This is a genomic window from Streptomyces sp. NPDC001848, from assembly GCF_042891915.1.
Taxonomy (GTDB): domain Bacteria; phylum Actinomycetota; class Actinomycetes; order Streptomycetales; family Streptomycetaceae; genus Streptomyces.
In genome coordinates this window covers 48,034-73,165 of record NZ_JBIATP010000030.1, presented here as the reverse complement: position 1 = coordinate 73,165, position 25,132 = coordinate 48,034, and the positions used below count along the sequence as shown (strand labels likewise).

General features: G+C 70.5%; 18 protein-coding genes and 2 pseudogenes. 9 read left to right on the top strand and 11 right to left on the bottom strand.

Annotated features, from left to right (window positions below; all coding sequences use genetic code 11):
• Positions 1 to 1,204: 1,204 nt before the first annotated feature.
• Positions 1,205 to 2,728 carry a beta-propeller fold lactonase family protein gene (locus ACFYZJ_RS38120; protein WP_388576637.1) on the top strand — a complete coding sequence of 508 codons (1,524 nt, stop codon included), beginning with the start codon at positions 1,205 to 1,207 and terminating at the stop codon, positions 2,726 to 2,728.
• A gap of 536 nt (positions 2,729 to 3,264) precedes the next feature.
• Here the strand turns inward: ACFYZJ_RS38120 and ACFYZJ_RS38115 are convergent.
• Entirely contained in the window at positions 3,265 to 3,984 is a 720-nt protein-coding gene (locus ACFYZJ_RS38115; RefSeq protein ID WP_388576634.1) for a TetR/AcrR family transcriptional regulator, read from the bottom strand.
• Between the two features lie 112 nt (positions 3,985 to 4,096).
• Between ACFYZJ_RS38115 and ACFYZJ_RS38110 the strand changes: the two genes are divergently transcribed.
• The 3 genes from ACFYZJ_RS38110 (at position 4,097) to ACFYZJ_RS38100 (ending at position 6,223) form a co-directional block, all read left to right on the top strand.
• Positions 4,097 to 5,173, top strand: a complete 1,077-nt coding sequence (locus ACFYZJ_RS38110; RefSeq protein WP_388576631.1) for an alpha/beta fold hydrolase — start codon at positions 4,097 to 4,099, stop codon at positions 5,171 to 5,173.
• 349 nt (positions 5,174 to 5,522) lie between these two features.
• The gene (locus ACFYZJ_RS38105; RefSeq protein ID WP_388576628.1) at positions 5,523 to 5,801 is read left to right on the top strand and encodes a CopG family transcriptional regulator; all 279 of its coding nucleotides are present in this window, start codon (positions 5,523 to 5,525) and stop codon (positions 5,799 to 5,801) included.
• Entirely contained in the window at positions 5,798 to 6,223 is a 426-nt protein-coding gene (locus ACFYZJ_RS38100; protein ID WP_388576625.1) for a PIN domain-containing protein, read from the top strand. Before ACFYZJ_RS38105 ends, ACFYZJ_RS38100 begins: the two co-directional genes overlap by 4 nt.
• Positions 6,224 to 6,599: 376 nt before the next feature.
• Here ACFYZJ_RS38100 and ACFYZJ_RS38095 read toward each other — a convergent pair whose 3' ends face one another.
• Both ACFYZJ_RS38095 and ACFYZJ_RS38090 read right to left on the bottom strand, forming a co-directional pair.
• The gene (locus tag ACFYZJ_RS38095) at positions 6,600 to 7,553 is read right to left on the bottom strand and encodes a DMT family transporter (RefSeq protein ID WP_388576623.1); all 954 of its coding nucleotides are present in this window, start codon (positions 7,551 to 7,553) and stop codon (positions 6,600 to 6,602) included.
• 254 nt (positions 7,554 to 7,807) lie between these two features.
• On the bottom strand, positions 7,808 to 9,832 hold the full coding sequence (locus ACFYZJ_RS38090; RefSeq protein WP_388576620.1) for a hypothetical protein: 2,025 nt from the start codon (positions 9,830 to 9,832) through the stop codon (positions 7,808 to 7,810).
• A 591-nt stretch (positions 9,833 to 10,423) separates the two neighbouring features.
• Between ACFYZJ_RS38090 and ACFYZJ_RS38085 the strand changes: the two genes are divergently transcribed.
• The 3 genes from ACFYZJ_RS38085 (at position 10,424) to ACFYZJ_RS38075 (ending at position 14,039) form a co-directional block, all read left to right on the top strand.
• Positions 10,424 to 10,795, top strand: a complete 372-nt coding sequence (locus ACFYZJ_RS38085) for a phage holin family protein (RefSeq protein WP_388576645.1) — start codon at positions 10,424 to 10,426, stop codon at positions 10,793 to 10,795.
• Positions 10,792 to 11,259: a DUF3618 domain-containing protein gene (locus ACFYZJ_RS38080; protein ID WP_388576619.1), complete on the top strand. Its 468-nt coding sequence runs from the start codon at positions 10,792 to 10,794 to the stop codon at positions 11,257 to 11,259. The genes ACFYZJ_RS38085 and ACFYZJ_RS38080 overlap by 4 nt, the downstream gene beginning before the upstream one ends.
• A 713-nt stretch (positions 11,260 to 11,972) precedes the next feature.
• Positions 11,973 to 14,039, top strand: coding sequence for a SpoIIE family protein phosphatase (locus ACFYZJ_RS38075; protein ID WP_388576617.1), 2,067 nt, complete (start codon positions 11,973 to 11,975; stop codon positions 14,037 to 14,039).
• Between the two features lie 74 nt (positions 14,040 to 14,113).
• On the opposite strand, the gene ACFYZJ_RS38070 is transcribed toward ACFYZJ_RS38075, so the two are convergent.
• Genes ACFYZJ_RS38070 through ACFYZJ_RS38050 form a run of 5 tightly spaced genes read right to left on the bottom strand, consistent with a single transcriptional unit; the run spans position 14,114 to position 20,651 of the window.
• On the bottom strand, positions 14,114 to 16,120 hold the full coding sequence (locus tag ACFYZJ_RS38070) for a beta-galactosidase (RefSeq protein ID WP_388576614.1): 2,007 nt from the start codon (positions 16,118 to 16,120) through the stop codon (positions 14,114 to 14,116).
• Positions 16,117 to 17,430 (bottom strand): glycoside hydrolase family 36 protein, encoded by a 1,314-nt coding sequence (locus ACFYZJ_RS38065; RefSeq protein ID WP_388576612.1) that lies wholly within the window; start codon positions 17,428 to 17,430, stop codon positions 16,117 to 16,119. The genes ACFYZJ_RS38070 and ACFYZJ_RS38065 overlap by 4 nt, the downstream gene beginning before the upstream one ends.
• A 31-nt stretch (positions 17,431 to 17,461) precedes the next feature.
• Positions 17,462 to 18,355, bottom strand: coding sequence for a carbohydrate ABC transporter permease (locus ACFYZJ_RS38060; RefSeq protein ID WP_388576609.1), 894 nt, complete (start codon positions 18,353 to 18,355; stop codon positions 17,462 to 17,464).
• The gene (locus ACFYZJ_RS38055) at positions 18,352 to 19,341 is read right to left on the bottom strand and encodes a carbohydrate ABC transporter permease (RefSeq protein WP_388576606.1); all 990 of its coding nucleotides are present in this window, start codon (positions 19,339 to 19,341) and stop codon (positions 18,352 to 18,354) included. The genes ACFYZJ_RS38060 and ACFYZJ_RS38055 overlap by 4 nt, the downstream gene beginning before the upstream one ends.
• On the bottom strand, positions 19,338 to 20,651 hold the full coding sequence (locus tag ACFYZJ_RS38050) for an ABC transporter substrate-binding protein (RefSeq protein WP_388576604.1): 1,314 nt from the start codon (positions 20,649 to 20,651) through the stop codon (positions 19,338 to 19,340). Before ACFYZJ_RS38050 ends, ACFYZJ_RS38055 begins: the two co-directional genes overlap by 4 nt.
• A gap of 101 nt (positions 20,652 to 20,752) precedes the next feature.
• On the opposite strand from ACFYZJ_RS38050, the pseudogene ACFYZJ_RS38045 reads away from it, so the two are divergent.
• Positions 20,753 to 21,538 (top strand): annotated as a pseudogene (locus tag ACFYZJ_RS38045) (hypothetical protein); the annotation flags it as partial.
• 147 nt (positions 21,539 to 21,685) lie between these two features.
• Here the strand turns inward: ACFYZJ_RS38045 and ACFYZJ_RS38040 are convergent.
• The 3 genes and pseudogenes from ACFYZJ_RS38040 to ACFYZJ_RS38030 form a co-directional block, all read right to left on the bottom strand.
• Positions 21,686 to 22,939, bottom strand: a pseudogene (locus ACFYZJ_RS38040) (copper resistance protein CopC); the annotation flags it as partial.
• Between the two features lie 165 nt (positions 22,940 to 23,104).
• Positions 23,105 to 23,878, bottom strand: a complete 774-nt coding sequence (locus tag ACFYZJ_RS38035; RefSeq protein WP_388576601.1) for an SDR family NAD(P)-dependent oxidoreductase — start codon at positions 23,876 to 23,878, stop codon at positions 23,105 to 23,107.
• Positions 23,866 to 24,345, bottom strand: coding sequence for a cupin domain-containing protein (locus ACFYZJ_RS38030; RefSeq protein ID WP_388576599.1), 480 nt, complete (start codon positions 24,343 to 24,345; stop codon positions 23,866 to 23,868). The genes ACFYZJ_RS38035 and ACFYZJ_RS38030 overlap by 13 nt, the downstream gene beginning before the upstream one ends.
• A gap of 74 nt (positions 24,346 to 24,419) precedes the next feature.
• Here ACFYZJ_RS38030 and ACFYZJ_RS38025 point away from each other — a divergent pair, with 74 nt between their 5' ends.
• Positions 24,420 to 25,010: an HhH-GPD-type base excision DNA repair protein gene (locus ACFYZJ_RS38025; protein ID WP_388576597.1), complete on the top strand. Its 591-nt coding sequence runs from the start codon at positions 24,420 to 24,422 to the stop codon at positions 25,008 to 25,010.
• Positions 25,011 to 25,132: the final 122 nt, after the last annotated feature.

Genomic DNA, 25,132 nt, shown 5'->3' with positions numbered 1-25,132 from the left:
CTGACTTTCCTCGGCTGAGGCACAGACGATCTCCGAGGCGAGATGCCGCCCGCTGGTGGGGCGGCCCACGACCTTGACTCGGTCATTGAAACTCCCGGCCAAAGTCGCTACGCCGACCGCGTGGCCATGTGCCCGCCTCAGAGCTTGAAGGTGCCCTACGAGCGGGAGTCACGATCCCGCAAGGCGCTGATGCTGCCACTGGCATCGCTGAAATGCTCATAGGCATGAGCCTGCCGGCGCGCGTTACGAAAGGCTCTCGTAGCCGCCGCTTCGATTTGGCTCGCCTATCAAGGTTCCGCCAACTTCCGACGAAGAGCGGCACCGACAGCAGGAGCAGGGCGCCTTCGACGGTCAGGCTGACCAGCCCGAGCGGGTCGGTCCAATTGCCGATGTCGTCGCTGTAGTCGGGCAGCCCCGGCCCCCTGGAGAGGATGTAGCCCAGCAAGGGGCCGACGGCGACCCCGACTGCCAGCAACCATCCCAGTCGGACGAGGCCGATGAGGAGCAGCACGGCGGTGACCACGGCCGCACCAGCGGCCCGGGTGCCCACGGCGTCGGAACTCCGCAGGAACCTTCGGCAAAGCATCATTGCCGCGGAAGGGTGGGAGGACCACCTCGTGAAGGCCGACGCCGAGATCTCGGCACGCGCGCCGACCCCAACGCCACCGGACTTTTTGTGCGCTTCACACTGCGTGACTGGGGCCGGGCAGGCCGGCGGCCAAAACGCGCTCCGTCGCCCGCGCGGACTACTGCCCCGTCTGGCTGCGATCGCAGAGGTGGTCGGCCCGTCGTGAACCATCGTGAACCCGTTCGGCGTACACCGCACGAAGTCTGAACGGCCGTGCATTCGTCCGCCGTTCACCGACAGACGGGGCTGTCCGAGTGAAAACCTCCGGCCGAGGTGAGCATGTCGAAAGTGTCCGTTAGATTCCTTTATGGCTCGCCGATGATTCGGGCGACAGGCGTCAGGCGTCACCGGTCGCGTGTGCGAGGACGAGTGACCGCATTCGAATGAGGTGACCCCGGCGCCACGCTGGCAAGCGCTGCTCTCGCCAGCGGCCGTTGATGAACGCAGCGACTAGTTCCAGCCGCAACCTCTCACGCCACGCGGCAGAGCCCCCACAGCACAGTCCCCACAAGCCAAGTGCCGCTGGCAGCTTGCGACGCGGGCTATCCGCCGACGACGTGACCACAAGGAGTGAACATGGGTATAAGACCCTGCTTTGCCCGCGCGTTCGCGGTAGCGGCCGTGTACGCGTCCATCGCCGCGTGCGCGACGACCGGGACGCAGGAATCTGCGGCCTCCTACCCAGGTACGGGGTCGACCGCCAGCCCCTCAGTGCCGGGCACGCTGATCCAGGCTCCGGCGTTGCCCGGGGCGCAGCCGATCTCGGGGAACGACCGGGTGTACACCGCTGACCAGGACTCCAACACGGTGAGTGTCATGAATCCGGCGACGAACACGGTGCTGGGCACGATCGCTCTGGGCAAGCCGCGGTTGGACCCCAGCGCGGACGTGCTGGGGGCCATGTACGACGGGGAGATCGACGTGCACGGCCTGGGCTTCTCCCGGGACGGGAAGTGGCTCGACGTGATCGACGTGACCACCAACGCCGTCCATATCATTGACACCGCAACCAACAAGGTAGTGCGCACCATATACGTCGGCCGGGCGCCGCACGAGGGATTCTTCTCGCCGGACGGAACGCGGCTGTGGGTGGCGGTGCGCGGCCTGGACTACATCTCGGTGCTCGACTGGCGGGCCGGCAAGGAGGTCGACCGGATCCACAGCGAAGACGGGCCGTCGAAGGTGGTCTTCAGCCCCGACGGCAAATACGCCTACGTCAACCACCTGCGCGCCTCGAGGCTGGACAAGATCGATGTGGCCTCCCGCCGGATCATCAAGAGCCTGCCGATCCCCGAACAGGCGGGTGGGTCCTCCGACGAGGCCATCTCACCCGACGGCCGGGACATCTGGCTCGGCATGCCCGTCAACGGCGTGACCACCGCTGTGGTCAACGCACAAACCTTCCGTGTGGAGTCGGTGATGAACACGGGGCCGCGCACCAACCACCCCAACTTCGTCACCGTCGACGGCGTCGACTACGCCTACATGACCGTCGGCGGACTGGACGAGACCTTGGTGTACCGCCGATCGAAGACCGGGGCGCCGCCCAAGCTGGTGAAGACCATCCACAACCACGGCCACGGCCCCCACGGCATCTGGCCGAGCCCCGACAACACCAGGATCTACGTCGCCCTGCAGAACTCCGACGCGGTAGACGTCATCGACACGCACACGAACTCGGTGATCAAGACCCTCCCCATCGGCCAGTCGCCCATGGCGCTGGTGTACGTGGCCCGCAACACTCCGGCCACCAGCACACAAAACCTGGGCCGGCAGGGTCTGGGCATGCGCACGCAGAACCTCCCCCTGCGCGTCTCCGGTAGCTCCGGCGAGGGCACGGCCCTGATCCGGGCACTCCCAGGCATCAACGAAGTCACCATCGGAGCCACCGGGCTGCCACCCAACCAGATGTTCACCGCCTACGCCAGCGACGGCACCCACACGACAGCACTGATGACCATGATGAGCAACGAGTTCGGCAGGATCGACGAAGGCCTGTCCTATTCGTACTTCTTCGCAAACCACTACACCTCCGTCATCCTCAAGCCTGGAACTCCACCCGGCGAGCACGAGCCAGGCCCGGCAATGCCCATGGCATGACAGACCAAGGGCCCAGGGCGGCGCCGTCGGTGCGGTCAGCGCGTGATCGGAGACCGCGGCTGCGACCCGGGCGGCTTCCGCAGCGCCGACCGCGCGACACCGTGTAGTGCGGCATCCAACGGCAGGCTGCCACGTTCCACCAGCACCTCGTCGTGCCATACGACGAGGTGCTGACCAATACCTGGTCTCACTTCTGGTCTCATTCGCACGCGTACCGCCCCGTCCAGATGAGTACCAGGGCAGATCGAACTCCAAGGCAACGGGCGCACATGGACGCAGGTGAATGACTCCGTACGATTCCCCGACGAGGGCGAGCACACTTGGAAAGCGTGTTGGGGGCAACCCCTCACGAGTTCGAATCTCGTATCCTCCGCACTTGATCGAAGGCCCGGACCGCTTCAGCGGTCCGGGCCTTCGTCGTTCCACCCAGGCTGCGCCCGTACTCGCGGCCCCAGGCACCTGGGACCGCTGTCGAGCCCGTAGGCTCGGCTGCGCCAGGCCCGGCCAAGGCGCTTCGGGACCGGATCCCTGTCTCGCTAAGCGCGATCGATGAGAGTCTGGACCCCATCGAGGATGCGCTCGAGGCCGAACTCAAGCGGGTCGACGGTGTCGGGGGCGAAGGCGCCCGCGGCGATGGCACGGGTCAGGGCGGGGAAGCGGTCGGCGTGCCGGTCGAGCACTTCGCCGGTGAGGCGGTTCCACTCCCGGCTGTGCTCTTCGTCGAAGTCGAGCAGTTGCTGGACCAGGGTGCGCACGAGGCCGGCGACGAGAACGAAGACCCGGTGTTGCTGGGCCGCCGTCAGGCCGGTGGGCTCCAGGGCCGCGAGCGCCGCGTCCAGCCAGCCGAGCTGGTTGGGGCCCATGAGCTGACGGCGCATCGCGGTGGCCGTCAGCAGCCAGGGGTGGGCCCGGTGGATCTTCGCGGACTGGCGGGCCCACTCGGTGATCTGCGGCCGCCAGCCGCTTCCCGCCGCCGACAGCTCGGGGGCCTCGGCGAGGACGGACTCGACCATCAGCTCGACCAGTTCGGTCTTGCCGGGCACGTAGCGGTACAGGGCCATCGCCGAGACACCGAACCCAGCGGCGACCTTGCTCATGGAGACGGCGTCCAGGCCCTCGGCGTCGGCGATGGCCACGGCGGTCTCGGCAATGCGGCGGGGGGTGAGGCTCGGCTTGGGTCCACGGGTCCGCTGTTCCTGTTCGCCCCACAGCAGCGCGATACCCGCGCGCAGGTCACGCGCCTTCTCCTTGGCCATGCGGCCCTCCCTCTCGACGGTGGTCGGCGATGCCGATTGACACAACCCATAACTGTATATACCTTAAACACATCGATCCGCTTACGCAGTAAACAGTTTAGGGGGAACACTCATGCTCGGCATCATCCTCGCCGCCTCCGCCACCGTCCTCGCCGCACCTGCCACCGGCCTGCTGGGCTACCGGCGGCTCAAGCGCACCGCGAACGCCAAGCGCCTGCGCATCACCACCCCGAACGGCATCGACGAGTCCGGGTTCGTCCGCATCGGCGGCATAGACCAGTGGGTCTCCATCCGCGGCGAGGACCTGCGCAATCCGGTGATCCTGGAGATCCTGGGCGGCCCCGGCGCCTCCAACCTCGTCTTCATTCCCCGCACCCGCACCTGGGAGCGGCACTTCACGATCGTGCGATGGGACATGCGCGGGGCTGGCAACACCTTCGCCGCCGGGCCCGCCGGACAGGGAGAGATGAGCCTCGACCGGCTCTACCGCGACGCCCTGGAGGTCACCGAGCACGTCCGCACCCGGCTCGGCGTCGGGAAGGTCCTGCTGGTCGCCAACTCGTTCGGCACCGTCCTCGGCCTGCGCCTGGCCCGCAACCACCCCGAGCTGTACTCCGCCTATGTCGGCACCGACCAGAACGTCATCGCCGGCGGGCAGGAACGCTCGGCCTACCACGCACTGGTGACCCGGCTCCGTCAGGCGGGCAAGAAGAAGGAACTGGCCACCGTCACCGCCATGGGCGCCGACAAGTCGCAGTGGAGCGTCAAGCAGCTTTCGGAGTACAACAAGCTCGTCCTCACCACCGACCCGCTGTCCTACGACACCATGAAGACCGTGGTGATCCGCTCCCTGTGGTTCTCACCGCTGCACACCCTGCGCGGTCTGCGTGCCTATCTGCAGGCCATGACCTTCTCCGAGCCGCTCGCGCTCGAAGCCGTGGCCGTCGACGAGCGGGCCGAAGGCACCATGTTCCAGCTCCCCTTCTTCATCTTCCAGGGCGATGGCGACGTCCTCACCCCGCCGGAGCCGGCGAAGCGGCTTTTCGACGACGTCACCGCCCCGGTCAAGGACTTCTCGCTCATCCGGAACGCCAGCCACTTCGCCTCCTTCCGCCACCCCGACCAGTTCCTCGATCTGATGCTCACCAGGGTCCGCCCGGCGATCACGAGCGAGCCGCTCACCAGGTGAGGCACCCCGGCCCTGGTTGGCGTAGGGGCCGGGCCGCGCAAACGGCCCGGCCCCCAGTACCTGCTTCGACCCCGAGGCGCGGAACTCGCCCAAAAGCCCGAGACGGTGCAAGGTAGCGCCCATGCGTTCGCCGCTGATGCGCCCCCACAACGAAGGGTCCGTCTCGTCGACCACCTGGATGTCCGACTCGCGGCAGGTCACTACGGGCATCGCGGCTTACGCATCGCCACAGCGCATCCCGAAGGGCAACATCAGTGGCATCTCGCGCCGCCGCATCCTTCCGCTTCCTGAGCCTGACTGGTTCAGAGACCCTGGTAAGGGCGCTTACACCAGGAGTATGGTCCCTTGTATGGCAACGAAGAAGGTCACGGTGACGATTCCCGAAGATCTCCTCGACGAGATCCGCGCCGACGCGGCTGAGCGGGGGCTTTCGGCGTATGTAGCCGAAGCACTGCGATTCAAGCGCGATCGGGACCGGCTGCTGGAGCTGGTCGACTGGCTGCAGGAGGAACATGGGCCGGTCACCGAGGACGAACGCGCGGCAGCCCTCGCGGAACTGGACGATCTCGACGCCGAGCACGAGCGCCGTCGCACCCCCGGAGGACACGATTCCGGAGAGGCCGCGTGAAGAAGCGCGCCGGTGAGCACAGGCAGCAGCCACTGCGCGTTTTCGTACTCGACTGCGAAGCCCTGTCCCTGGCCGTGCGCGGCGACCGGAAGATGATCGCCTGGCTTGACCTCGCGGCTGGAGGTGAGGCCGAGGTGGTGACGTCTCCCATGACGCTGGTCGAGGCGTACGACGGCAGAACCACCGAGCAGCGCTGGGACTGGGCGCTCTCCCGGCTCAAGGTCGCCGACATCGGAAAGGACGAGGCCCGCCAGGCCCGGCGCCTCCTGGCTGACGCCAAGCTGCACGGCCACAAGTACGCGATCGACGCCGTACTCGCTGTCATCGCACGCCAGCAGAAGGGCCAGGTCACCGTCTTCACCTCGGACGTAGACGACCTGGAGAAACTCCTCCCGGACACCATCGTCGTCAAGAAGGTATGACCCGGCGCCCCGGTCTCGGTTCTGGTCTCGTTCACCCCCGTCCAGCGCCGTCCGTCGCCTGCCCCCAGCCCCACTCCGCCGCAGGTCAGGACGCCTCCGAGCGCCGTCGAACCCCCAGACGAACATTTGGAAAGCGTGTTGGGGGCAACCCCTCACGAGTTCGAATCTCGTATCCTCCGCAGCCGCCCGACAGGGCAGACGAAGGGCCCGACCGGTTCGCCGGTCGGGCCCTTCGTGGTGTTCCGTCTCACTTTCCGTCCCAGTCGGCTTTTCCGTACTGCTCCGGGGACGCCTGGCGGTTCTCGGAGCGCGTCTGCGATGTCCCGGTCGGTCGGGTCCCATATCGATGTGACCCGACCGGGAGAACGCATGGTGGCTATCGGCGTCGGCGGTCGGGGAGGGTCAGGATCACCAGGCCCAGGGCGAGGACGGCCAGGCCGCCCCAGGAGGCGGCCGGAAGACGTTCCCCCAGGACGGTGACACCCAGGACGGCTGCCACGGCGGGCTCCGCCAAGGTCAGCGACGTGGCCACCGACGCGGGAGTACGGCGCAGTCCGTGCCCGAAGAGCCGGTAGGCCAGACAGACGGTGAACAGGGCTAGGTACACCGCCACCGCCGCGCCGCGGGTGGTGGTGAGCCAGTGGGGGGCGAGGAACAGCACGAGCGGCAGGACGAGGAGCCCGGCCGCGCCGAACAGTACGCCCATCACCGCATCGGAAGGGTGCCCGCGCGTGATCAGCCCGCCGCCGATCAGCGAGTAGGCGGCGTACGACAGTCCGGCGCATGCGGCGAGCAGGACGCCCGTCAGGTCCATCGGTGTGGCATGTCCGGTGAGCTCGGGGCCGAGCACCAGCAGGGTGCAGCCGAGCACGGCGGCCGTGGTCGCGCCGGTCCAGCGTGTGGTCGGCCGGGCCTGTCCGGTGAGCCAGGACAGCAGTCCGGCGAAGACCGGGGCGCTGCCCAGCGCGATCACGGTGGCAACCGCCACTCCGGTCCGGGCGACCGCCGGGTAGAAGGTGAGGGGATACGCGGCCACCGCGAGACCGCCCACGACGAGCAGCGGGCGCTGGCCGCGGGTGCAGGCGGCGGGCAGGGAGCGGGCGCCTCGGGAGGTGAGGAACAGCAGGACGCCGCCGAGGACGAGACCGGCGCAGCCGATGGCCGGCGCCGGCGCACCAGCCGGGGCCAGGGAGCCGGCGGTCCCGGTCGTGCCCCACAGTACGGCCGAGGTCAGGATGGGTGCGGGGCCGCCGAGGAGGCCGGCGCGAGAGCGGCGCGAGCCGGCCGTGGCCGGGCGCGCGGGGGTATGAGGGGTCGTGCGGTTCGGCACAGTCGTGAACTTCCGTCGTCGAATTCGTCAGGGACCGGATCCGAAACGGGCGCACGACAACGGCCCCTGACCGATTACGGATCGGTGGGGCCGGGGATCAAACCGCCGGTGTCTGCGCCCGATCAGGCGCAGAGAGGCGGCAGAACGACGTGCCAGTAGGTGTTCACCGCTGCATGGTAACTGCCTGGGGACGCCCCCCGGGCGGCTGCCCCGCCCGTTCGGTCGGGCGGGGCAGCGGCCGGTGGTGGGGGAGGTCAGGGCACCGACGTGTAGGTGTTGCTGGCCCACAGGGAGCCGCCGGCGCCGGGGCCGCCGCCGCTCTTGTAGACGACGAAGTTGCCGTCGTTCTGCGCGAGGGCGTAGGCGCCGGAGTGGCCGTAGGTGTGGGTGGACCACAGGGCGCCACCCGTGCTCGGGCCGCCGCCGGCGGCGTAGACGACCAGGTTGCCGTCGCTCTGCATGTACATGTAGGCGCCGGAGTGACCGTAGGTTCCGGTGGACCAGATGGCCTTGCCGTCGCGCTTGCGGTACATCACGACATTGCCGTCCGGCTGCACCACCAGACGGGTGTACCGGGTCTGGGTCCACCAGCCGCCGTTGAGCTTCTGGCCGGACCCGATCGTCGTCGAGCGCGCGTTGGTGCCGTCCGCCCACAGCGAGCCGCCCGTGCTCGGGCCGCCGCCGGCGCCGTACACCACGAGGTTGCCGTCGTCCTGCAGCAGGAGGTAGGCGCCGGAGTGGCCGTAGGTGTGGGTGGACCACAGGGCGCCGCCGATGCCGGGGCCGCCGCCGGCGGCGTAGACGACGAGGTTGCCGTCGCTCTGCATGTAGGCGTACGCACCCGAGTGGCCCGAGGTGTGGCTGGACCAGATCGCCGGGCCGTTGCCCGCCGCGCCCGTCTTGAGGTAGGCGACCAGGTTGCCGTCACCGCCCATCGACAGCGTCACGTTCGCGCTGCTCAGGCGATGGCCGGAGGTGAGCTTCTGTCCGGGCTGCAGCGCGTTGACGGTGTTCGGACCGCCGGCGAAGGCGGCGGTGCCGTTGGGGGTGCCGAGGCCCGTCGGGCCGTCGTAGCCGGAACCGGCGGTGCACAGGTAGGCGGGTGAGCAGGTGCCGTTGGAGCCGGTGGCGACGTCGTTCAGCGCCCCTGTGTGGCCGTAGAGGTACGAGGAGGGGTAGCTGTTCGCGGTCGGGGTGCCCGCGAGGGCGTAGGTGGCCGCGACGATGGGCGACGATGCGCTGGTGCCGCCGTATACGTCCCAGCCGGAGGCCCCGTAGGTGTCGTAGACGGCGACGCCGGTGGCGGGATCGGCGACCGCCGAGACGTCCGCGACGCTGCGGCGGGAGCAGCCGGTGTCCGACTGCCAGGACGGCTTGGCCTCGTCCGCTGAGCATCCGGATCCGGTGCCGTGGACGGAGTCGGTGGACCACACCGACTCGCTCCAGCCGCGGGAGTTGCTCGCGGGGGAGAGCGAGGTGCCTCCGACGGCGGTGACGTACGGGGAGCTGGCCGGGTACTCGGCGCCGTAGCCGTCGTCACCCGCGCTGACGGTGATGGCGACGCCCGGGTGGTTGAAGTACTGGACGTCCGCGGTGGTCTCGCTCGGGTCCTCCGTGCCGCCGAAGGAGTTGGAGACGTACTTCGCGCCGAGGGCGACGGCCTCGTTCTCGGCCGTGCCGAGGTCGGACACGCTGGGGGAGTTCGCCTCGACGAGCAGGATGTGGCACTGCGGGCAGACGGCGCTGACCATGTCGAGGTCGAGGGAGATCTCACCGGCCCATCCGGTGTCCGCGCTCGGGTAGCTGGTGCCGCCGGTCTGGTTGACCTTGCGGAAGCAGCCGTTCGCGGTGGTGCAGGCGGGAAGGTTGTACTGGGTCCGGTAGGCGGCGAGGTCCGACTCGGCGGTGGGGTCGTCGTAGGCGTCGACGATCGCCACCGTTTGGCCCGAGCCGGCCGTGGACGACGGCAGGTTGTAGGCGCTCTGCAGCTCCGAGGGGCCGTAGCCGGACGGTGTGGCGTTCGGGCTGAGCGTCATGTGCTGGACGATGTCGGTCCTGGCCTCGGCGAGGCACGCCATCTGTCCGGGCTGGGTGGCATGGGCGCACAGGTGCTTGACGTGGGCGGCCGCGGTGGCCGAGGCCGCGGACGCGGTCACCGTGAGCGGTCCGCCCGCCAGGAGTGCGGCGGCGGACAGCAGAGCGGCCGCGGCGGAGCCCGCCCGGCGTCCGGGTCTGCTGCCCGGCTGCTCCGATGGCGCGTGTTCGGCGCTTGAGCGCAAGGAAATGCCCTTCTATGCGGTGCCGATGGAAAGCGACTGGTCCGGTCCGGTCTGACCGTGACCGTCGTTTCGACAGGTGTCGGCGGACGTGTGGCGCGATGCGGCAGCCACCGCTGCCGCTGTCGTTACCGGTCAACGCCGTGTGACGTGGGCGCGGAGACTTGAGACATGCCTCAGTACGGCCGCGGACGACCGGGGACCGGAAGTTGCTGACCCCCCGTCAGTAACACCAGAAACACTCGTGGCAGCCTTCCCTGGCCCACGGTCCGGTGAGTGAGGGAGGCTGCTGGCGGGGACGCTATCCGCACCGTTCGTCCAGAAACAATCAGGCGATAGTAAATCCTTGATCAGAATCGGGCAGCCGTCGTTCAGGAAATTGCCGAGTTGGCGGTCGACGAGGCGTCGGCGTGGCCGAGTTGTGAGCCCTGAAACCGCCTGAGCCGGGTACTCGCCGACGCACCGGACGGTCGGGGCGCCAGGGCGCAGACCGATCGCAGGAAGCGATACGGATGGGTGGTGATCTTCGTGACGAGCACGCAGCCGCACTACACCGGACGCGACCACAGCGTGGACCGCTCGGGTCAGGAGCCGGTGAGTGAGCTGGTGCAACGGGCTTCGCAGCAGTTGACGGAGTTGGTGCGCGGCGAACTGAGGCTGGCACAGGCGGAGATGAGGGAGAAGGGCGAACGCTACGGCAGGGGCGGCGGGCTGTTCGGCGGCGCCGGAGTCGTCGGTCTGCTCACCCTGCAGGCGCTGGTGGCCACGGTCATCGCGGCCCTCGCGGTGCCGCTGCCGGTGTGGGCCGCCGCCCTGATCGTCACCGCGGCGCTGGGTGTGATCACCGCGGCTCTGGCCGTGACCGGGAGGAAGCAGATCGGCCGGGCCGCGCCGCCCGCCCCCGAGCAGACGATCGAGAACGTGAAGGCCGACCTGGCCGAGATCAAGGAGAGTGCGCACCGATGAGCAAGCCGACTCGCGAGGAACGGACCGCCACGGGCACGGAGGAACTGCGCGTGCAGCTCGAACACAGCCGCAAGGAGCTGGGGCAGACGGTGGAGGCGCTGGTGGCCAGGACCGACGTCAGGGCCCGTGCGCAGGAGAAGGCGGCGGAGGTGAAGGAGCAGGCCGTGGTCAAGGCCGGCGAGCTGAAGGCCAAGGCCGTCGGTGTCGCGCACCAGGTGCAGGACAGGCTGCCCGACACGGTCGTGGACAAGGCGGCCCGGGCTGTCGGCGAGGCCCGCGCGCAGGCGTCACAGGCCGGGCGGGTGTGGGAGGAGAAGGCGCCCGAGCCGTTGCGGCGGAAGGCGGCACGGGGGGCCCGGGCGGCGCGGGACAAGCGCACCGTGCTGCTGGTGGCGGGTGCCGGCGCCGTGACGCTGTGGCTGGCCCGGCGCCGCGGAAGCCGTGGTGGGGGCGCCCTCTCGTAATCGATCGACCGCAGGCGGCCCACCGGGGCCGGGCCGCCTCGGAGGGGTCGTCGTCACCGGCGGAGAGTGCGCCGACCCGCCCCGGACGCCAGGCCGGGCGCCGGACACGAGCCCGAGCACCGGACGGCCAAGCCGAGCACGGGACGGCCAAGCCGAGCACCAGACAGCCAAGCCGAGCACCAGACAGCCAAGCCGAGCACCAGACAGCCAAGCCGAGCACGGGACGGCCAAGCCGAGCACCAGACAGCCAAGCCGAGCACCAGACAGCCAAGCCGAGCACCGGGCGCCCTGGCCGGACGGCCACGCCGGGTGCCCAGGCCGAACGCCCAAGCCAGGCACCGGACGCAAAGGCCAGGAACCGAAGCCAGGCACCGGACGCAAAGGCCAGGAACCGAAGCCAGGACCGAAGCCAAGCACCGGGCCCCGCGCCGGAGGCCGGCCGGCGGCGGCTCGGACGCCGGAACACCCCGACCCCGCCGGGCAACAACACGCCCCCGCATCAGGAGCTGCGCCCGTCGCGGCTCCCGTCGCCGATCCCGTCGAGATCCGGTCGCCGATCCCCGTGGCCGATCCCGTCGAGATCCCGTCGAGGCCTCCCGGCTGTCCAGGTCACCCGCCCAGGGGCAGCATGGAGATACCGGAAGCCTGATTCGGGCGTGGAGCGGTGGCGGTACAGGGCGCCATGCCGCGCCGGCAGGCGGAGGGAGGTCCCGATGTCAGCCGATCCCTTCCAGGTGGACGGCGACGAGTCCGGCCCCGCGCGCGCCCGGCCGACCGGACTGCTGGACGTGCTCAGCGTCGCCGCGGTGGTGCTGGACGAGAGTGGGCGCATCGTCTTCTGGAGCCCGCAGGCCCAGGAACTGTTCGGCTACACCCCGCAGGAGGCGCTCGGGCAGTTCGCGGCGCGGCTGCTGGTCCACCCGGAGCACTTCCAGACCGTGCTGAGCCTCTTCACCGAGGTGATGGAGACCGGCCGGAGCTGGGCCGGTGCCTTCCCGATCCGGCACAAGACCGGCGACACCCGGCTGATGGAGTTCCGCAACATGCGGCTGTGGAACGACCGCGGGGAGGTCTACGCCCTGGGCATCGCCGCCGACCACACCATCCTGCAGCGTCTGGAGACCGACCTGGCGCTGTGCGAGCGGCTGGTCAACCAGTCCCCGATCGGCCTCGCCCTCATGGACCCCGACCTCTGCTACCTCCTGGTGAACCCGGCCCTGGAGCGCATCGACGGCATTCCCGCCGAGGAGCACATCGGCCGCCATCTGCGGGAGACCGTTCCCTTCGCCGACATCGACACCATCGAGTCCGCCCTGCACCAGGTGCTGGCCACCGGCACCCCGCTTCTGGACCAGTACCACGTGGGCCGTACCCCCGCCGACCCCGACCACGACCACGCCTGGTCCCTCTCCTTCTACCGGCTGGAGGACCCCGGCGGACGCGTTCTCGGCGCGGCCACCTCGGTCGTGGACGTCACCGAGCGGCACCGCGCGGCCACCGAGGCGGACCGGGCCCGGCGCCGCCTCGCCCTCATCGCCGACGCCTCCGCCCGCGTGGGCAACACCCTGGAGGTGGAGCAGACCGCCCGAGAGCTCGCCGAGGTCGCCTCACCCGAGCTGGCCGACGTGGTCGCCGTGGACGTCCTCGACTCCGCCCTCGCCTTCCGCCGTACCGGCAAACTGGACAGCGGCCCGGAGCTGTTCCGCGCCCTGGCGCTCAAGGCGGCCCACCCCACCATCGCGCTGCGCGCCGCCGACTCCCCCGGCGACCTCGCCGCCTATGACGGCGACCGCCTGGTCACCCTGTGCGTGCACACCGGCCGACCGGTCCTGGTCCGCCATGTGGGCGAGCACGATCTGCAGCGCATCGCCCGCAGCCCCGAGGCCACCACGCTCCTGGCGCGCGCCGGCGTCCACTCCTACCTCGCGGTGCCGCTGATCGCGCGCGGCGAGGTGCTGGGCGCGCTCGATCTCAAGCGCACCCGCAACCCGCTGCCGTTCGACGAGGACGACGTCGTCCTGGCCACCGAGCTGGCCGGCCGGGCCGCCGTCGCCATGGACAACGCCCGCTGGTACCAGAGCGTGCGCAACACCGCCCTCACCCTGCAGCGCAGCCTGCTGCCCGACCACGCCCCGCACCACACCGGCCTGGACCTCGCCACCCGCTACCAGCCCGCCCAGACCACCAGCGAGGTCGGCGGCGACTGGTACGACGTCATCCCGCTGACCGGCGACAAGACCGCGCTGGTCGTCGGCGACGTCATGGGCAACGGCATCGACGCAGCCGCCACCATGGGCCGGCTGCGCACCGCGACCTGCGCCTACGCGGACCTCGACCTCGCCCCCGACGCCGTGCTCCAGCACCTCGACAAGATCACCTGCGATCTGGAGCACTACATCGTCACCTGCCTGTACGTGGTGTACGACCCCCACCGGCGGCTGTGCCGCATCGCCAACGCGGGGCACCTGCCGCCCGCGCTGGCCCGCTCCGGCCGTGCCCCGACCCTGCTGGACCTGCCCAGCGGCGCCCCCCTCGGTGTCGGCGGCATCCCCTTCGAGACCGCCACCACCGCTATGGACCCCGGCGACCTGCTGGTCCTGTACACCGACGGCCTGGTGGAGACCCGCCACCACTCCATCGACGACCGCCTGAACGTGCTCCTCGGCCTCCTCGACGAGCCCTGGCGGCCGCTGGAGGAGACCTGCGACCTGCTGCTGCACGGTCTGCGCCACCCCGACGACCACGACGACGTCGCCCTGCTCGTCGCCCGCGCCCAGTGAGAGCCGCTTCGGTGACGCCATGGGGCCCCGGCGATCCCGGCCGGGGCCCCATTTACGGTCGCATCACGCTCGCGTCACGTTCGCCGGGGCTCCCGCACGACCGCCACCTCGCCCGGCTCCACCGTCACCGAGCCGGCCACCGGCTTCCCCGTCAGCAGTTCCACCGCGTCCTCGGCGACGGGCACCCGCGCGCCGCGGCCCGCGTGGTCGATGACGAACAGGTAATCCGCCGAGGGACCCCGCCGCCGGACCACCTCGACGCCCTCCGGGGCGGTCCGCACCGGCTCCACGCCCGCCTCGGTGCGGATGCGGGTCAGCAGGGCGGCCAGGGTGTCCGGGTCGGGCCGGGTGGCCAGGTACCAGGCGGTGCCCTCGCCGTGGGCGTGGCGCGTCACCGCGGGCACGCCCTGAAGGGGGCCCTCCTCGTACGACGACACGGCCTCGGCGCCCTCCAGACGCAGCCGCTCCGACCACAGGGTGGCCGTCCCGCCGCCGCTCAGCGCCAGCGACTCGCCCGGCAGCAGCGGGAACAGCTCGTCCGACCTGACCCCCAGCGCCTCACGGAAGGCTCCGGGGTAACCGCCCAGCCGGACATGGCAGTTCTCGTCCACCGCACCGCTGTGGAAGCCCACGGCGAGGGTTCCGCCGCGCTCCGCGAACCCAGTGAGGTTCGCCGCGCCCGCGTCGTCGACCAGGTACAGGCTGGGCGCCAGGACGAGACGGTACGGCGACAGGTCCGCGTCGGGGCGGACGAAGTCGGCGGCGACGCCCGCGCGCCACAGCGGCTCGTACCAGGCACGCACGAGGTCCGCGAAGCGGACGTCGGCGCTGGGCTGGGAGGGGAGTTCCAGGGCCCAGCGGGCGTTCCAGTCCCAGACGATCGCGACCTCGGCGGTGCCGGTGCTGCCGCGCACCTCCGCGAGCGCCTTCAGGTCCGCGCCCAGGCGGACCACGTCCCGCCAGATCCGGCTGTCCGTGCCCGCGTGCGGCAGCATCGCCGAGTGCCACTGCTCGGCGCCCGCCTTGGAGGCACGCCACTGGAAGTAGGCGATGCCGTCCGCGCCGTGCGCCACATGTGCGAGCGCGTTGCGGCGCAGCTCGCCCGGGAGCTTGGCGCGGTTGACGGGCTGCCAGTTCACGGCTCCGGTGGAGTGTTCCATCAGGAACCAGGGCCCGGCCGCCATCGACCGCATCAGGTCACCGCTGAGCGCGATGTCGATCTGCGACTCCGGGTCCGTGGAGCGGAGGTAGTGGTCGTTCGAGACGACGTCCAGTTCCGGGGCCCAGCGCCAGTAGTCCAGCGCCTCGAAGCTGAAGTTCACCATGAAGTTGGTGGTGGCCGGGATCGAGGGGGCCGCCGCGCGCAGCACGTCCCGCTCGGCCGTGTACAGCGCCAGCAGCTCGTCGGAGCAGAAGCGGCGCCAGTCCAGCTGGTGGGTCGGGTTGGGCACGGCGCCCGTGGCGCGCGGGGGCAGGATCTCGTCCCAGTCGTAGTACCACTGGCTCCAGAAGGCGGTGCCCCAGGCGTGGTTGAGCGCCGCCAGGTCGTCGCCGTACTTGGCGCGCAGCCAGCCCCTGAAGGCCGCCGCGCTGGTGTCGCAGTGGCACTCGGCGTTGTGGCAGCCGTACTCGTTGTGGACGTGCCACATCGCGACGGCCGGGTGGTCGGCGTACCGCTCGGCCAGCTTGCCCGCGATGCGCAGGGCGGCCTCGCGGTAGGCGGGGCTGGACGGGCAGAAGGTCTGCCGGCTGCCGTAGGACAGGGTGCGGCCGTCGCGGTCGACGGGCAGCGCCTCGGGGTGGGCCCGGAAGAACCAGGCCGGCGGGGCCGCGGTGGGCGTGGCGAGGTCGGCGGCGATGCCGTTCTCGTGCAGCAGATCGAGGATCCGGTCCATGCGAGAGAAGTCGTACACGCCCTCGACGGGCTCCAGCAGCGCCCAGGAGAAGATGCCGACGCTGGCCATGGTGACCCCGGCCTCGCGCATCAGGCGCATGTCCTCGGCCCAGACCTCCTCGGGCCACTGCTCGGGGTTGTAGTCGCCGCCGTAGGCGATGCCGGGGAGGGACAGCGTGCGCTTCACCGGGAACCTCCCCCGAGGAGACGGCGGGTCGTGGCCACGCCCCACGCGTCCAGGGACAGCAGACGGTCGCTGGAGGCCATCAGGCCTCCGGTGGCCTCGACATGGGCGGCCCAGCGTTCGCGGGTCTCCACCGCCGGGCGCGCCATCAGGCAGTCGGGGTCGTTGATCCAGAGGCGGCCGTGCTGCCACTGGCGCGCCCGGCCGGTGAACTCGGCGGAGTCCTGCCCGGGCTGGCTGAAGTCGTCCGCTTCCGGGCGGCGGTGCGGGGCCGTGTCGGGGCTGACCCGCATCGCGTCGAACAGGCCGACGGACGGCAGGATCGGCGCGCCGCAGCCCAGTAGGTACGCGTCGGGGCCGATGGCGTCGCGGATCAGGGCGATGCCCGCGCGGTAGGCCGTGAGCGGGTCTGCGCCGGAGTGCCGAACGCCGTCCAGGGCGCCCGCGTAGAGGAAGTCGACCTTGAAGTAGTCGTAGCCCTCGGTGCGCAGGGTGGCGAAGACGTGCGCCAGGTAGGCCGCCGCGTCGGGGTGGGTGGTGTCCAGGGTGTAGAGGTCGTGGCCCCAGTTGCGGCCCGCGTGCACGGGCGCGCCCTCGGTGTCCCGGACCAGCCAGTCGGGGTGGGTGGTGGCCAGTTCGCTGTCCGGGGCCACCAGGAACGGTGCCGTCCAGATGCCGGCCCTGCGGCCGCGCGCCCGGATGGTGTCGGCGATCCCGGCACGGGAGCGGAAGCGGCCGGAGAGGGTGAGCCAGTCACCGAGGGCGCTCTGGTAGCCGTCGTCGATCTGGACCACGTCGACGGGCAGGTCCAGGGTGTCCATCGCCCGCAGGTTCTCGTGGATGTCGTCCTCGGTGACCTCGGTGAAGTACTCGTACCAGGAGCACCACACGGTGGGCGCGGGCCGCGGCGGCGTCACGCCGAGGCCGTCGGCCCACCGGGCGAGGACGGTCTGGAGGTCCTCCCCGGTCAGCTCCTCCACGGGCCCGTCCGCGCTCACCTCGGCCCGGTCGCCGTGCACCTCCAGACGGATGGAGGGCACTGTGCGGTACGGGTCCGTCGCCGCCCACAGCCTGACCGGCGTGCCGTCGCCCGGGTCCAGCGCCAGCAGCCCCTCGCCCTGGAAGGCGCCGGCGGGGACGGTGCGGCCGGGGCGGTAGCAGACGGTCGCCCAGTTGTCGTTCGCCGGGCGGTGCGGCTTCTCACCGAGGGCGTAGGCGCCGCTCGGGCTCCAGGACTGCCAGCCCTCCTCGTGGACCCGGGCGCGGGCGACGTCCACGGGCACGGAGGCGAGCGGCGTGAAGGGGTGGGGCACAGTGGTTCTCTTCTCGGAAAATAAGGGTCGGTCAGCCCTTGTTGGCGCCCAGGGTCAGGCCGCTGACGAACTGGCGCTGGAGCACGAAGTACACGATCAGCGTGGGGATCGCGGTGAGCAGCGCGCCGGCGGCGACCAGGTTGGGGTCGGTGAAGTACTGCCCGGACAGGTTGTTCAGGGCCGAGGTGATCGGCATGTTCGCGCCGGTGGAGATCAGCACGATGGCCCAGAAGAAGTCGTTGTAGATCCAGATGGACAGCAACGTCGCCAGGGCCGCCATCGCGGGCTTGCACAGCGGCAGCACGATCTGCCAGTACATCCGCCACACCGACGCGCCGTCGACGAGGGCGGCCTCGGTCAGCTCGTGCGGCAGCATCCGCATGTAGTTGCTCAGCACGAACGCGCAGAACCCGGACTGGAACGCCACGTGGATGAGCACCAGGCCCAGCGCGGAGTCGTACAGCTTGCCGCTGACCGTGATGCCCGGCAGGTCGATCAGCAGGTACATGCGGTACAGCGGGGTGATGATGACCTGCTGCGGCAGCAGGTTGCCGGCCGTGAACACCAGCAGCAGCGCGATATTGAACCGGAAGTCGAAGCGGCTGACGTAGAACGCGACCATCGACGACAACAGCAGTGTCAGCAGTACCGCGGGCACCGCGATCAGCAGCGTGTTGCCGAAGTAGTGCATCATGTCGGACTGCTCGAACGCGTTCTTGAAGTTGTCGAAGCTCAGCTTGTCCGGCCAGGAGACGTAGCCCTTGGTGCTGGTCTCCGAGTACGGGCGCAGGGCCGCGAAGATCGCCCACAGCAGCGGTCCGAGCCAGGCCAGCGACGTGACGACGAGGAACACGTGCAGCAGGACCCTGGCCGGGCGGACGGGGGTGCGCTGCTTGGCAGCGAGCGCGACGGTGGGGGTGCTCATGCGCGCCGCTCCTTCCGGAAGGTCGCGATCAGGTACGGGATGATGACCGCGAGCGAGATGACCAGCAGGACGACCGCGATGGCCGACCCGTATCCGATCCGGCTGGACTCTCCGATGATGTTGTTGGTGATCAGGATCGACAGCAGCTCGGTGCCCTGAGCGCCCTTGTTGAAGACGAACACCAGGTCGAAGGCGCGCAGCGCCTCGATGATGGTGACGACCAGGACGACGGTGTTGGTGGGCCGCAGCGTCGGGAAGATGACGTTCTTGAACGTCTGCCACTCGTTGGCGCCGTCCAGCGCGGAGGCCTCCCGCAGCGATGGGTCGACGCCCTTCAGACCGGCCAGGTAGAGGATCATCATGTAGCCGGTGTGCCGCCAGGACGCCGCGACCAGAACGGCCCACAGGTTCAGGTGCGGGTTGCCGATCCAGTCGATGTAGTGCCCGGGCTTGTTGGCCCCGATCAGGCTGTTGATCAGGCCGGTGTCCGGGTTGTAGACGAGCTGCCAGACGAACCCGGTGACCGCCAGCGACACCACGACGGGCAGGAAGAACGCGGTCTGGTAGATGCGGCTGAAGCGGATCTTCTTGTCGAGCTGCACGGCCAGGAACAGGCCCATCGGCGTCGGGATCAGGATGAGCACGACGAACCAGATGATGTTGTGCTCGACCGCGGGCCAGAACTGCGGGTTGTCGGTGAACAGTTGCTTGAAGTTCTGCAGCCCGACCCACTTGATCGAGTCGAACCCGATGCCGTCCCAGGTGGTGAAGGCCAGCGCGACGGAGGCGAGGGCCGTCACCCACACGAGCGCGACGTGCAGGATCGTGGGAACGCCCGCCATCAGACCCAGGGTGATGCGGTCGCGGCGCGTGAGCAGGCGGTTGTGCCCCTGCGGGGCGCGCTTGGTCTTCTTCTGGGCGTGCGCGCCGCCCGGAGGCGGCACTTCGGCCGCCTCCGGGTTCTGGATGCCGGTTTCGATGCTCATGAGGACGCGAAGATCGTCTTCTTCTGGCGCTCGATGGACGACAGGATGCTGTCCACGCCCTTGGGGTTACGGACGAAGTTCTGCAGCGCGGGCTGCATCACCGTGGAGGTGAAGTCCGGGCGGCTGTCGCGGTCCATGAACTGCGTCAGGTTCTTGGCGCCCGAGATCATCGTGTACGCCTTCTTCTGCAGCGCCGTGTACGAGGAGGTGTCGGCCTTGCTGGAGGCGGCCACCACGCTCGGGTCGGACTTGAGGTAGATCGCCTCGGCGTCCGGGGTGCCCAGGTACTCGAGCAGCTTCACCGCACCCGCGTGGTTCTTCGGGCTCTTGGAGAGCATGAAGCCGTCGGTGGGCGCCTCGACGGTGTCCTGGCCGTAGGCGGAGTTGATCTCCGGGAAGGCGAAGAAGTCGAGGTCCTCGACATCGGCCTTGTTGGTGAACTGCTGCGCCACGAAGGAGCCCAGCAGGTACATGCCCGCCTTCTTGGACACCAGCGTCTGCGCGGCGTCCTGCCAGGTGCGGCCGACGGCGCCGTCCTGGTGGTAGGGCAGCAGCTCGGCCCAGTGGTCGAAGACGGCCTTCACCTTGGCGTCGGTCCAGGACTCCTTGCCCGCCATCAAGGACTTGTGGAAGTCGTAGCCGTTGAGGCGGAAGTTGATCTGGTCGAAGGTGCCCATCGCGGGCCAGGCGTCCTTGTCACCGAACGCGATCGGGACCAGGTTGTCCTTCTGCATCTGCTTGCACAGCGCGACGAGTTCGTCCCAGGTGGTGGGGACCTTGTAGCCGTGCTGCTGGAAGACGCTCTTGCGGTAGAAGATCGCCCACGGGTACGTGTACAGCGGCACGAAGTAGTACTTGCCGTCCTCGCCCTTGCTGAGCTGCTTCATCGCGTCGGGGAAGTTCCCGCCGATCGTCTGCCACACGTCGTCGATCGGGGAGGCGAGGCCCTTGGCCGCGAAGAACTGCATGCGGTAGCCGGCGAACCAGGTGAACACGTCGTCCGGCGTGCCCTGCAGGTAGGAGTTGATCTGCTCCTGGAACGTGTTGTGGTCCTTGGTGTTCACCGCGACCGTGATGCCGTCCTTCTTCTGGAAGGCCGCGTAGATGTCGGCGAACGCCTTCTTCGGCACCGCGTCCGAGGCGTTGGAGCCCAGGGTGACGGTCTTCGCGTCACCGCCGGAGCCACTGCTGCCGGCACAGGCGCTCAGGAGGGGCACGGCCGCGCTCAGCGCTGCGGCGCCGCCTATCCCGCGCAGCAGGGTGCGGCGGCTCGGGCCGGGGAGGGAGAGACCGGAGGGTGAGTGTGGCATGTCGGCTCCTGAGGGCAGTGGGTCCCGGCTGGCTCCGATCGAGGGGTCAGAAACGATCAGAATCCAACTTGACCAAACATCGTGGGCGTCATAAGACGCGAATGTCCGCTCATACGTCAAGAGCCGCCGGGGGCCCGTTTTTGAAACGTGACCGACACGCCGTTGATCGGAAGTGCTTACAACGACCGTCCGCCAGGACAGGTTCCGGCAAAGAAAGTAAACAGTTTCAGACAGCATCTATCTACCGGCCGCTGCGGAGCCAGTGCTCGGCAGCGGCGGAACCGGTAGCTCCGCTAGCCGATCCGTACCGTCTTCGAGACCGTGACCTGGTCGATGTCGCTGGTGCGGACCGTCACCTTCATCGTCCAGCGGCCCGGCAGCGGGAGGTTGAGGGTGTCGGTGGCCCAGTAGCCGCCCCGGTCGACGAGCCGGGCGTCCAGCGGGCCGACGCCCCGGCCCTCGAGGGTGAAGGTGAGCCGGAGTTCGGGGACCGTCGCGATGCCGCCGTCGGGCCCGAAGACCAACGCCTGTACCCCGTTCTCGCCCACCCGGCCGGGCGTCAGCTCGATCTGCACCTTGCCGTGCCCGCCGGGGGTGCCCACGTCGAAGGGGATCACCGTGGCGGAGCCGAGGGGCTGTTCCGCCGCCGCCGTCGACGCGGCCGCCTCCTCGGCGGCCCGGCCCGGCTCGGTGCCGGTGAGCAGGGTGGTGAGTGCGAGGACGACGACCCCGAGGGAGATCTCGGCGAGCACGGAACGGCGCAGGGCCTTCAGGTGGGGCGCCTGTGTGCCGGTTCCGGACCTGGGATCCTTCGGTGCGTCCTCGGGGGCCGGGGCGGTCCGTACGTCCGTGTCGGTCCGTACGTCCATGTCGGTCCATGCGTCCGTGTCGGTCCGTACGTCCATGTCGGTCCATGCGTCCGTGTCGGTCCGTACGTCCACGATGTCCCGTACGCCCTGTACGCGCGCGGCGTCCCGCTGCATGTCCGAGGCGTCCCGTCCGTGCCCGGCGCCGACGTCCCCCGTGGCCGCACCCACCGTCTCCCGCACCCGCTCCGACGGCGCCGGAACCTCCCCGGCCGGTACCGCGAGCCGTGCCGTGAGGCGGCGGGAGCAGGCCGCCGCCGTGAGCAGCAGGGCGACCGCGGCCAGCTTGGCGACGAGCAGCCTGCCGTACGGCGTCGAGGTGAGCGCGTCGAGGGAGCCCAGGCCGCGCCAGGACTGGTAGGTGCCGGTGGCCACCAGGACGGCGACCGCGGCGAACGCCAGCCGTGAGAAGCGGGCGACCGCGGGGGCGGTCAGTTCCTCGGGCGTGCGCTGCACCACGGTCACCAGGGCCGCGAGGCCGCCCAGCCACACCGCCATGGCCAGCAGGTGCAGCACGGCGGAGGTCATGGCGAGCGGCACCTGGATCCCGGCGGACGCGTGCTCCGCCACCGCCCAGGTCAGCGCGAGGCCGAGCGACAGAACGCTCACGATCGCGAACCGGACCCGGCCGGAACCCGCTGGGCCCCGCCCGTCGGCCGGTGCGCGCAGCACCCCGGCCCGTGCCGCTACCGGTGCCGCCACCGCCAGCAGCGCCACCCGCACCAGCAGCGCGAGGCCCGGTCGGCTCGTCGCCGTCTCCTCCAGCAGGGAGGGGTCGAGGGCCGCCGCCGGGCCGCTGCCGCGCTCGTACGGGCCCCGGAGCAGCAGCAGGGCGAGCGTGGCGGCGAGCAGCGTCCACCAGCCGCCCAGGCACAGTCCGCGTGGCGCGGCCACGCCGGTGACCATGGTGAACGCGACGGCGCCGAGGAGCAGCACGAGGCCGCCGTAGGCGATGTAGCGGGCCGCGTTCCAGAGCCCCGTGGAGGCGGCGTCCTGGGCCTCGTCGTCCGGCAGGGCCGCCGTGGTCGCCGAGCGCTCGCCGACGGAGAAGGTGAGCGCGCCGGACACCGGGTGGCTGTCGGCCGACACCACCCGCCAGGCCACGATGTACGTGCCGTGCTTGAGGCCGGGGAGTCTGACGCGTGCCGTGTCCGAGCGGCCGTCCGCGTGTTCCTGTTCGCCGGTGTGAACCCGGCGGTTCTCGGGGTCGAACACGCGGATGGAGTTGTCCAGCAGACCGACCGACTCGGTGAAGGTGAGGGTGACCGCCCTCGGCGCCGTCCTCAGCACACTGCCGTCCGCCGGGTCCGTGCCCTTCAGCGCGGCGTGCGCGGAGGCCGGACCGGCACCCGCGAGGAGCAGCAGCAGGGTGACGAGCAGGGCCGGCGCGAGGTGGCGCAGCCGTCCCCGGTGCCGGTCCACGCCCCGGCTCCCCCTGTCCACACGTCCTCCGTCCACGCCACGTCTCCCGTGTCCGCCGGTTCCGGGTCTCGGTTACGTACGGACGCGGCGGGCCCTCTTCTCACCGGCGCGCGCCCCGACCCCGGCGGCCGACGGCCGAGTTGTCCGTCATCGCCGTCGGCCGGGTCACCAGGTGGGCCGGGCCGACACCCCGCCGTCCACCACCAGGTCGTGACCCGTGATCCAGGAGGCGAGGGGCGAGGCCAGGAACACGCAGGCGTCGCCGATGTCCTCCGGACGCCCCAACCGGCCGGTGGGCGCCGCCTGTTGCCAGCGGCGCGCTCCCTCCGGCCAGTCCTCCGCCAGGCCCGGCCGGTCGACGAGGCCGGGGGAGACGGTGTTGACGCGGATACCGTACGGCCCGTACTCGAGGGCGGCCGAGCGCGCGTGCATCACTACGGCCGCCTTGGACGCGCAGTAGTGGGCGTGCTGCGGGGCCGGATGCGTGGCCTCGATGGAGGCGATGTGGGTGACGGTGCCGCCGCCCGCCGCGCGCATCACCTCCACGGCCGCCTGGGTGCAGGCGAACACGCTCGTGAGGTTGGCGTCGACGACGGCCCGCCACTCGGCGGCGGTCATCCCGGCCAGCTCCTGCACCGGCTGCACCGCCGCGTTGTTGACCAGTGCCGTCAGCGGCCCGCCGCCCCACTCGGCGGCCTCGGCCACCAGACGCCGGCACTCCTCCTCGACGGTCAGGTCCGCCCGGAGCACCACCACCCGGCCGCCGGCGCCCTGGATCCGGTCGGCCACCTCGTGCGCCGCCTCGACCGACGTACGGCAGTGCACGGCGACCGCCGCGCCCTCCTGCGCGAACCGCAGCGCGATACCGCGCCCGATGCCGCCGCCCGCCCCCGTCACCAGGGCCACCTGCCCTTCCAGCAGCCCGCTCACGGCCGGCACAGCTCCGCGATGCGGGCCGCCTCTGCCGGGTGGCGCGCGATCAGCTCGGCGGCGTCGCCGTGCTCGTACGCCTCGTCGGTGAAGCCCGGCGCCATGGTGCAGCCGAAGAGCGTCCACGACCCGCCCGCGACGACCCGGCCGCCCATCCAGGTGCCCGCCTCCACGGTGAACTGCACGTGCTGGCCACCGAGGACGTCCGGTCCGAGCACGACCGTGCGAGCGGTGCCGTCGCGGGCGAGGAGCAGCAGCTCCAGCGGGTCGCCGAGGTAGAAGTGCCAGACCTCGTCGGCGGGGAGGCGGTGCAGGGCCGAGTAGTCGTCGGGGGCGGCGGTCAGCAGGGCGACGATGGCGGTGCCCTCCGGCCGCCCGTCGGGTCGGGCCGGCCCGGTCCAGGTCCGGCGGAACCGTCCGCCCTCGCGCGGGATGGGCCCAAGACCGTAGTGGGCGATGAGATCGTCAGGGGTCACGGCACGCAGGCTAGTGCCGTGACAGGCGGGCGGGCCCGGCTGCGGTCCGCGCGCCGCCGGGCGACCATCGGGTCATGGACGTCACCCTTCACCTCGCCCAGGATGCCGAGGCCGACGCGCTGCTCGGGCGCAGCCCGCTCGCCGCGCTGATCGGGATGCTCCTGGACCAGCAGGTCCCCATGGAGTGGGCCTTCAAGGGGCCGTGGACCATCGCGCAGCGGCTCGGCACCGACGACCTCGACGCGCACGACATCGCGGCCCACGATCCGGAGGCCTTCGCGGAACTGCTCTCGCGCAAGCCGGCGGTGCACCGCTACCCGGGGTCGATGGCCAGGCGGATCCAGCAGCTGTGCCAGTACCTCGTCGAGCACTACGACGGGGACCCCGAGGCCCTCTGGGCCGACGCCGGCAGCGGGCGGGAACTGCTCGGGCGGCTGGAGGACCTGCCCGGCTTCGGCAAGCAGAAGGCGCAGATCTTCCTCGCGCTGCTCGGCAAGCAACTCGGCGTACGGCCCGAGGGATGGCGGGAGGCCGCCGGTCCCTACGGAGAGGCGCGGTCGTTCCGGTCCGTGGCCGACATCACCGGGCCCGAGTCCCTGGCGAAGGTCCGGGCGCACAAGCAGGAGACGAAGGCGGCGGCGAAGGCCGCGAAGGGCCGCATGTAGACGTCAGCCGGTTGGACGGCCTGCAGGCGTCGGTCGGTTGGACGTCCCTAGACGTCGGTCGTTGGACGGCCTGCAAGCATCGGTCGGTTGGACGTCCCTAGACGTCAGTCGGTCGGACGGCC

Coding starts and splice junctions, on each gene's coding strand:
- ACFYZJ_RS38120 (WP_388576637.1), top strand. CDS start 1,205: ATGGGTATAAGACCCTGCTTTGCCCGCGCGTTCGCGGTAGCGGCCGTG.
- ACFYZJ_RS38115 (WP_388576634.1), bottom strand. CDS start 3,984: ATGGCCAAGGAGAAGGCGCGTGACCTGCGCGCGGGTATCGCGCTGCTG.
- ACFYZJ_RS38110 (WP_388576631.1), top strand. CDS start 4,097: ATGCTCGGCATCATCCTCGCCGCCTCCGCCACCGTCCTCGCCGCACCT.
- ACFYZJ_RS38105 (WP_388576628.1), top strand. CDS start 5,523: ATGGCAACGAAGAAGGTCACGGTGACGATTCCCGAAGATCTCCTCGAC.
- ACFYZJ_RS38080 (WP_388576619.1), top strand. CDS start 10,792: ATGAGCAAGCCGACTCGCGAGGAACGGACCGCCACGGGCACGGAGGAA.
- ACFYZJ_RS38075 (WP_388576617.1), top strand. CDS start 11,973: ATGTCAGCCGATCCCTTCCAGGTGGACGGCGACGAGTCCGGCCCCGCG.
- ACFYZJ_RS38060 (WP_388576609.1), bottom strand. CDS start 18,355: ATGAGCACCCCCACCGTCGCGCTCGCTGCCAAGCAGCGCACCCCCGTC.
- ACFYZJ_RS38055 (WP_388576606.1), bottom strand. CDS start 19,341: ATGAGCATCGAAACCGGCATCCAGAACCCGGAGGCGGCCGAAGTGCCG.
- ACFYZJ_RS38050 (WP_388576604.1), bottom strand. CDS start 20,651: ATGCCACACTCACCCTCCGGTCTCTCCCTCCCCGGCCCGAGCCGCCGC.
- ACFYZJ_RS38025 (WP_388576597.1), top strand. CDS start 24,420: ATGGACGTCACCCTTCACCTCGCCCAGGATGCCGAGGCCGACGCGCTG.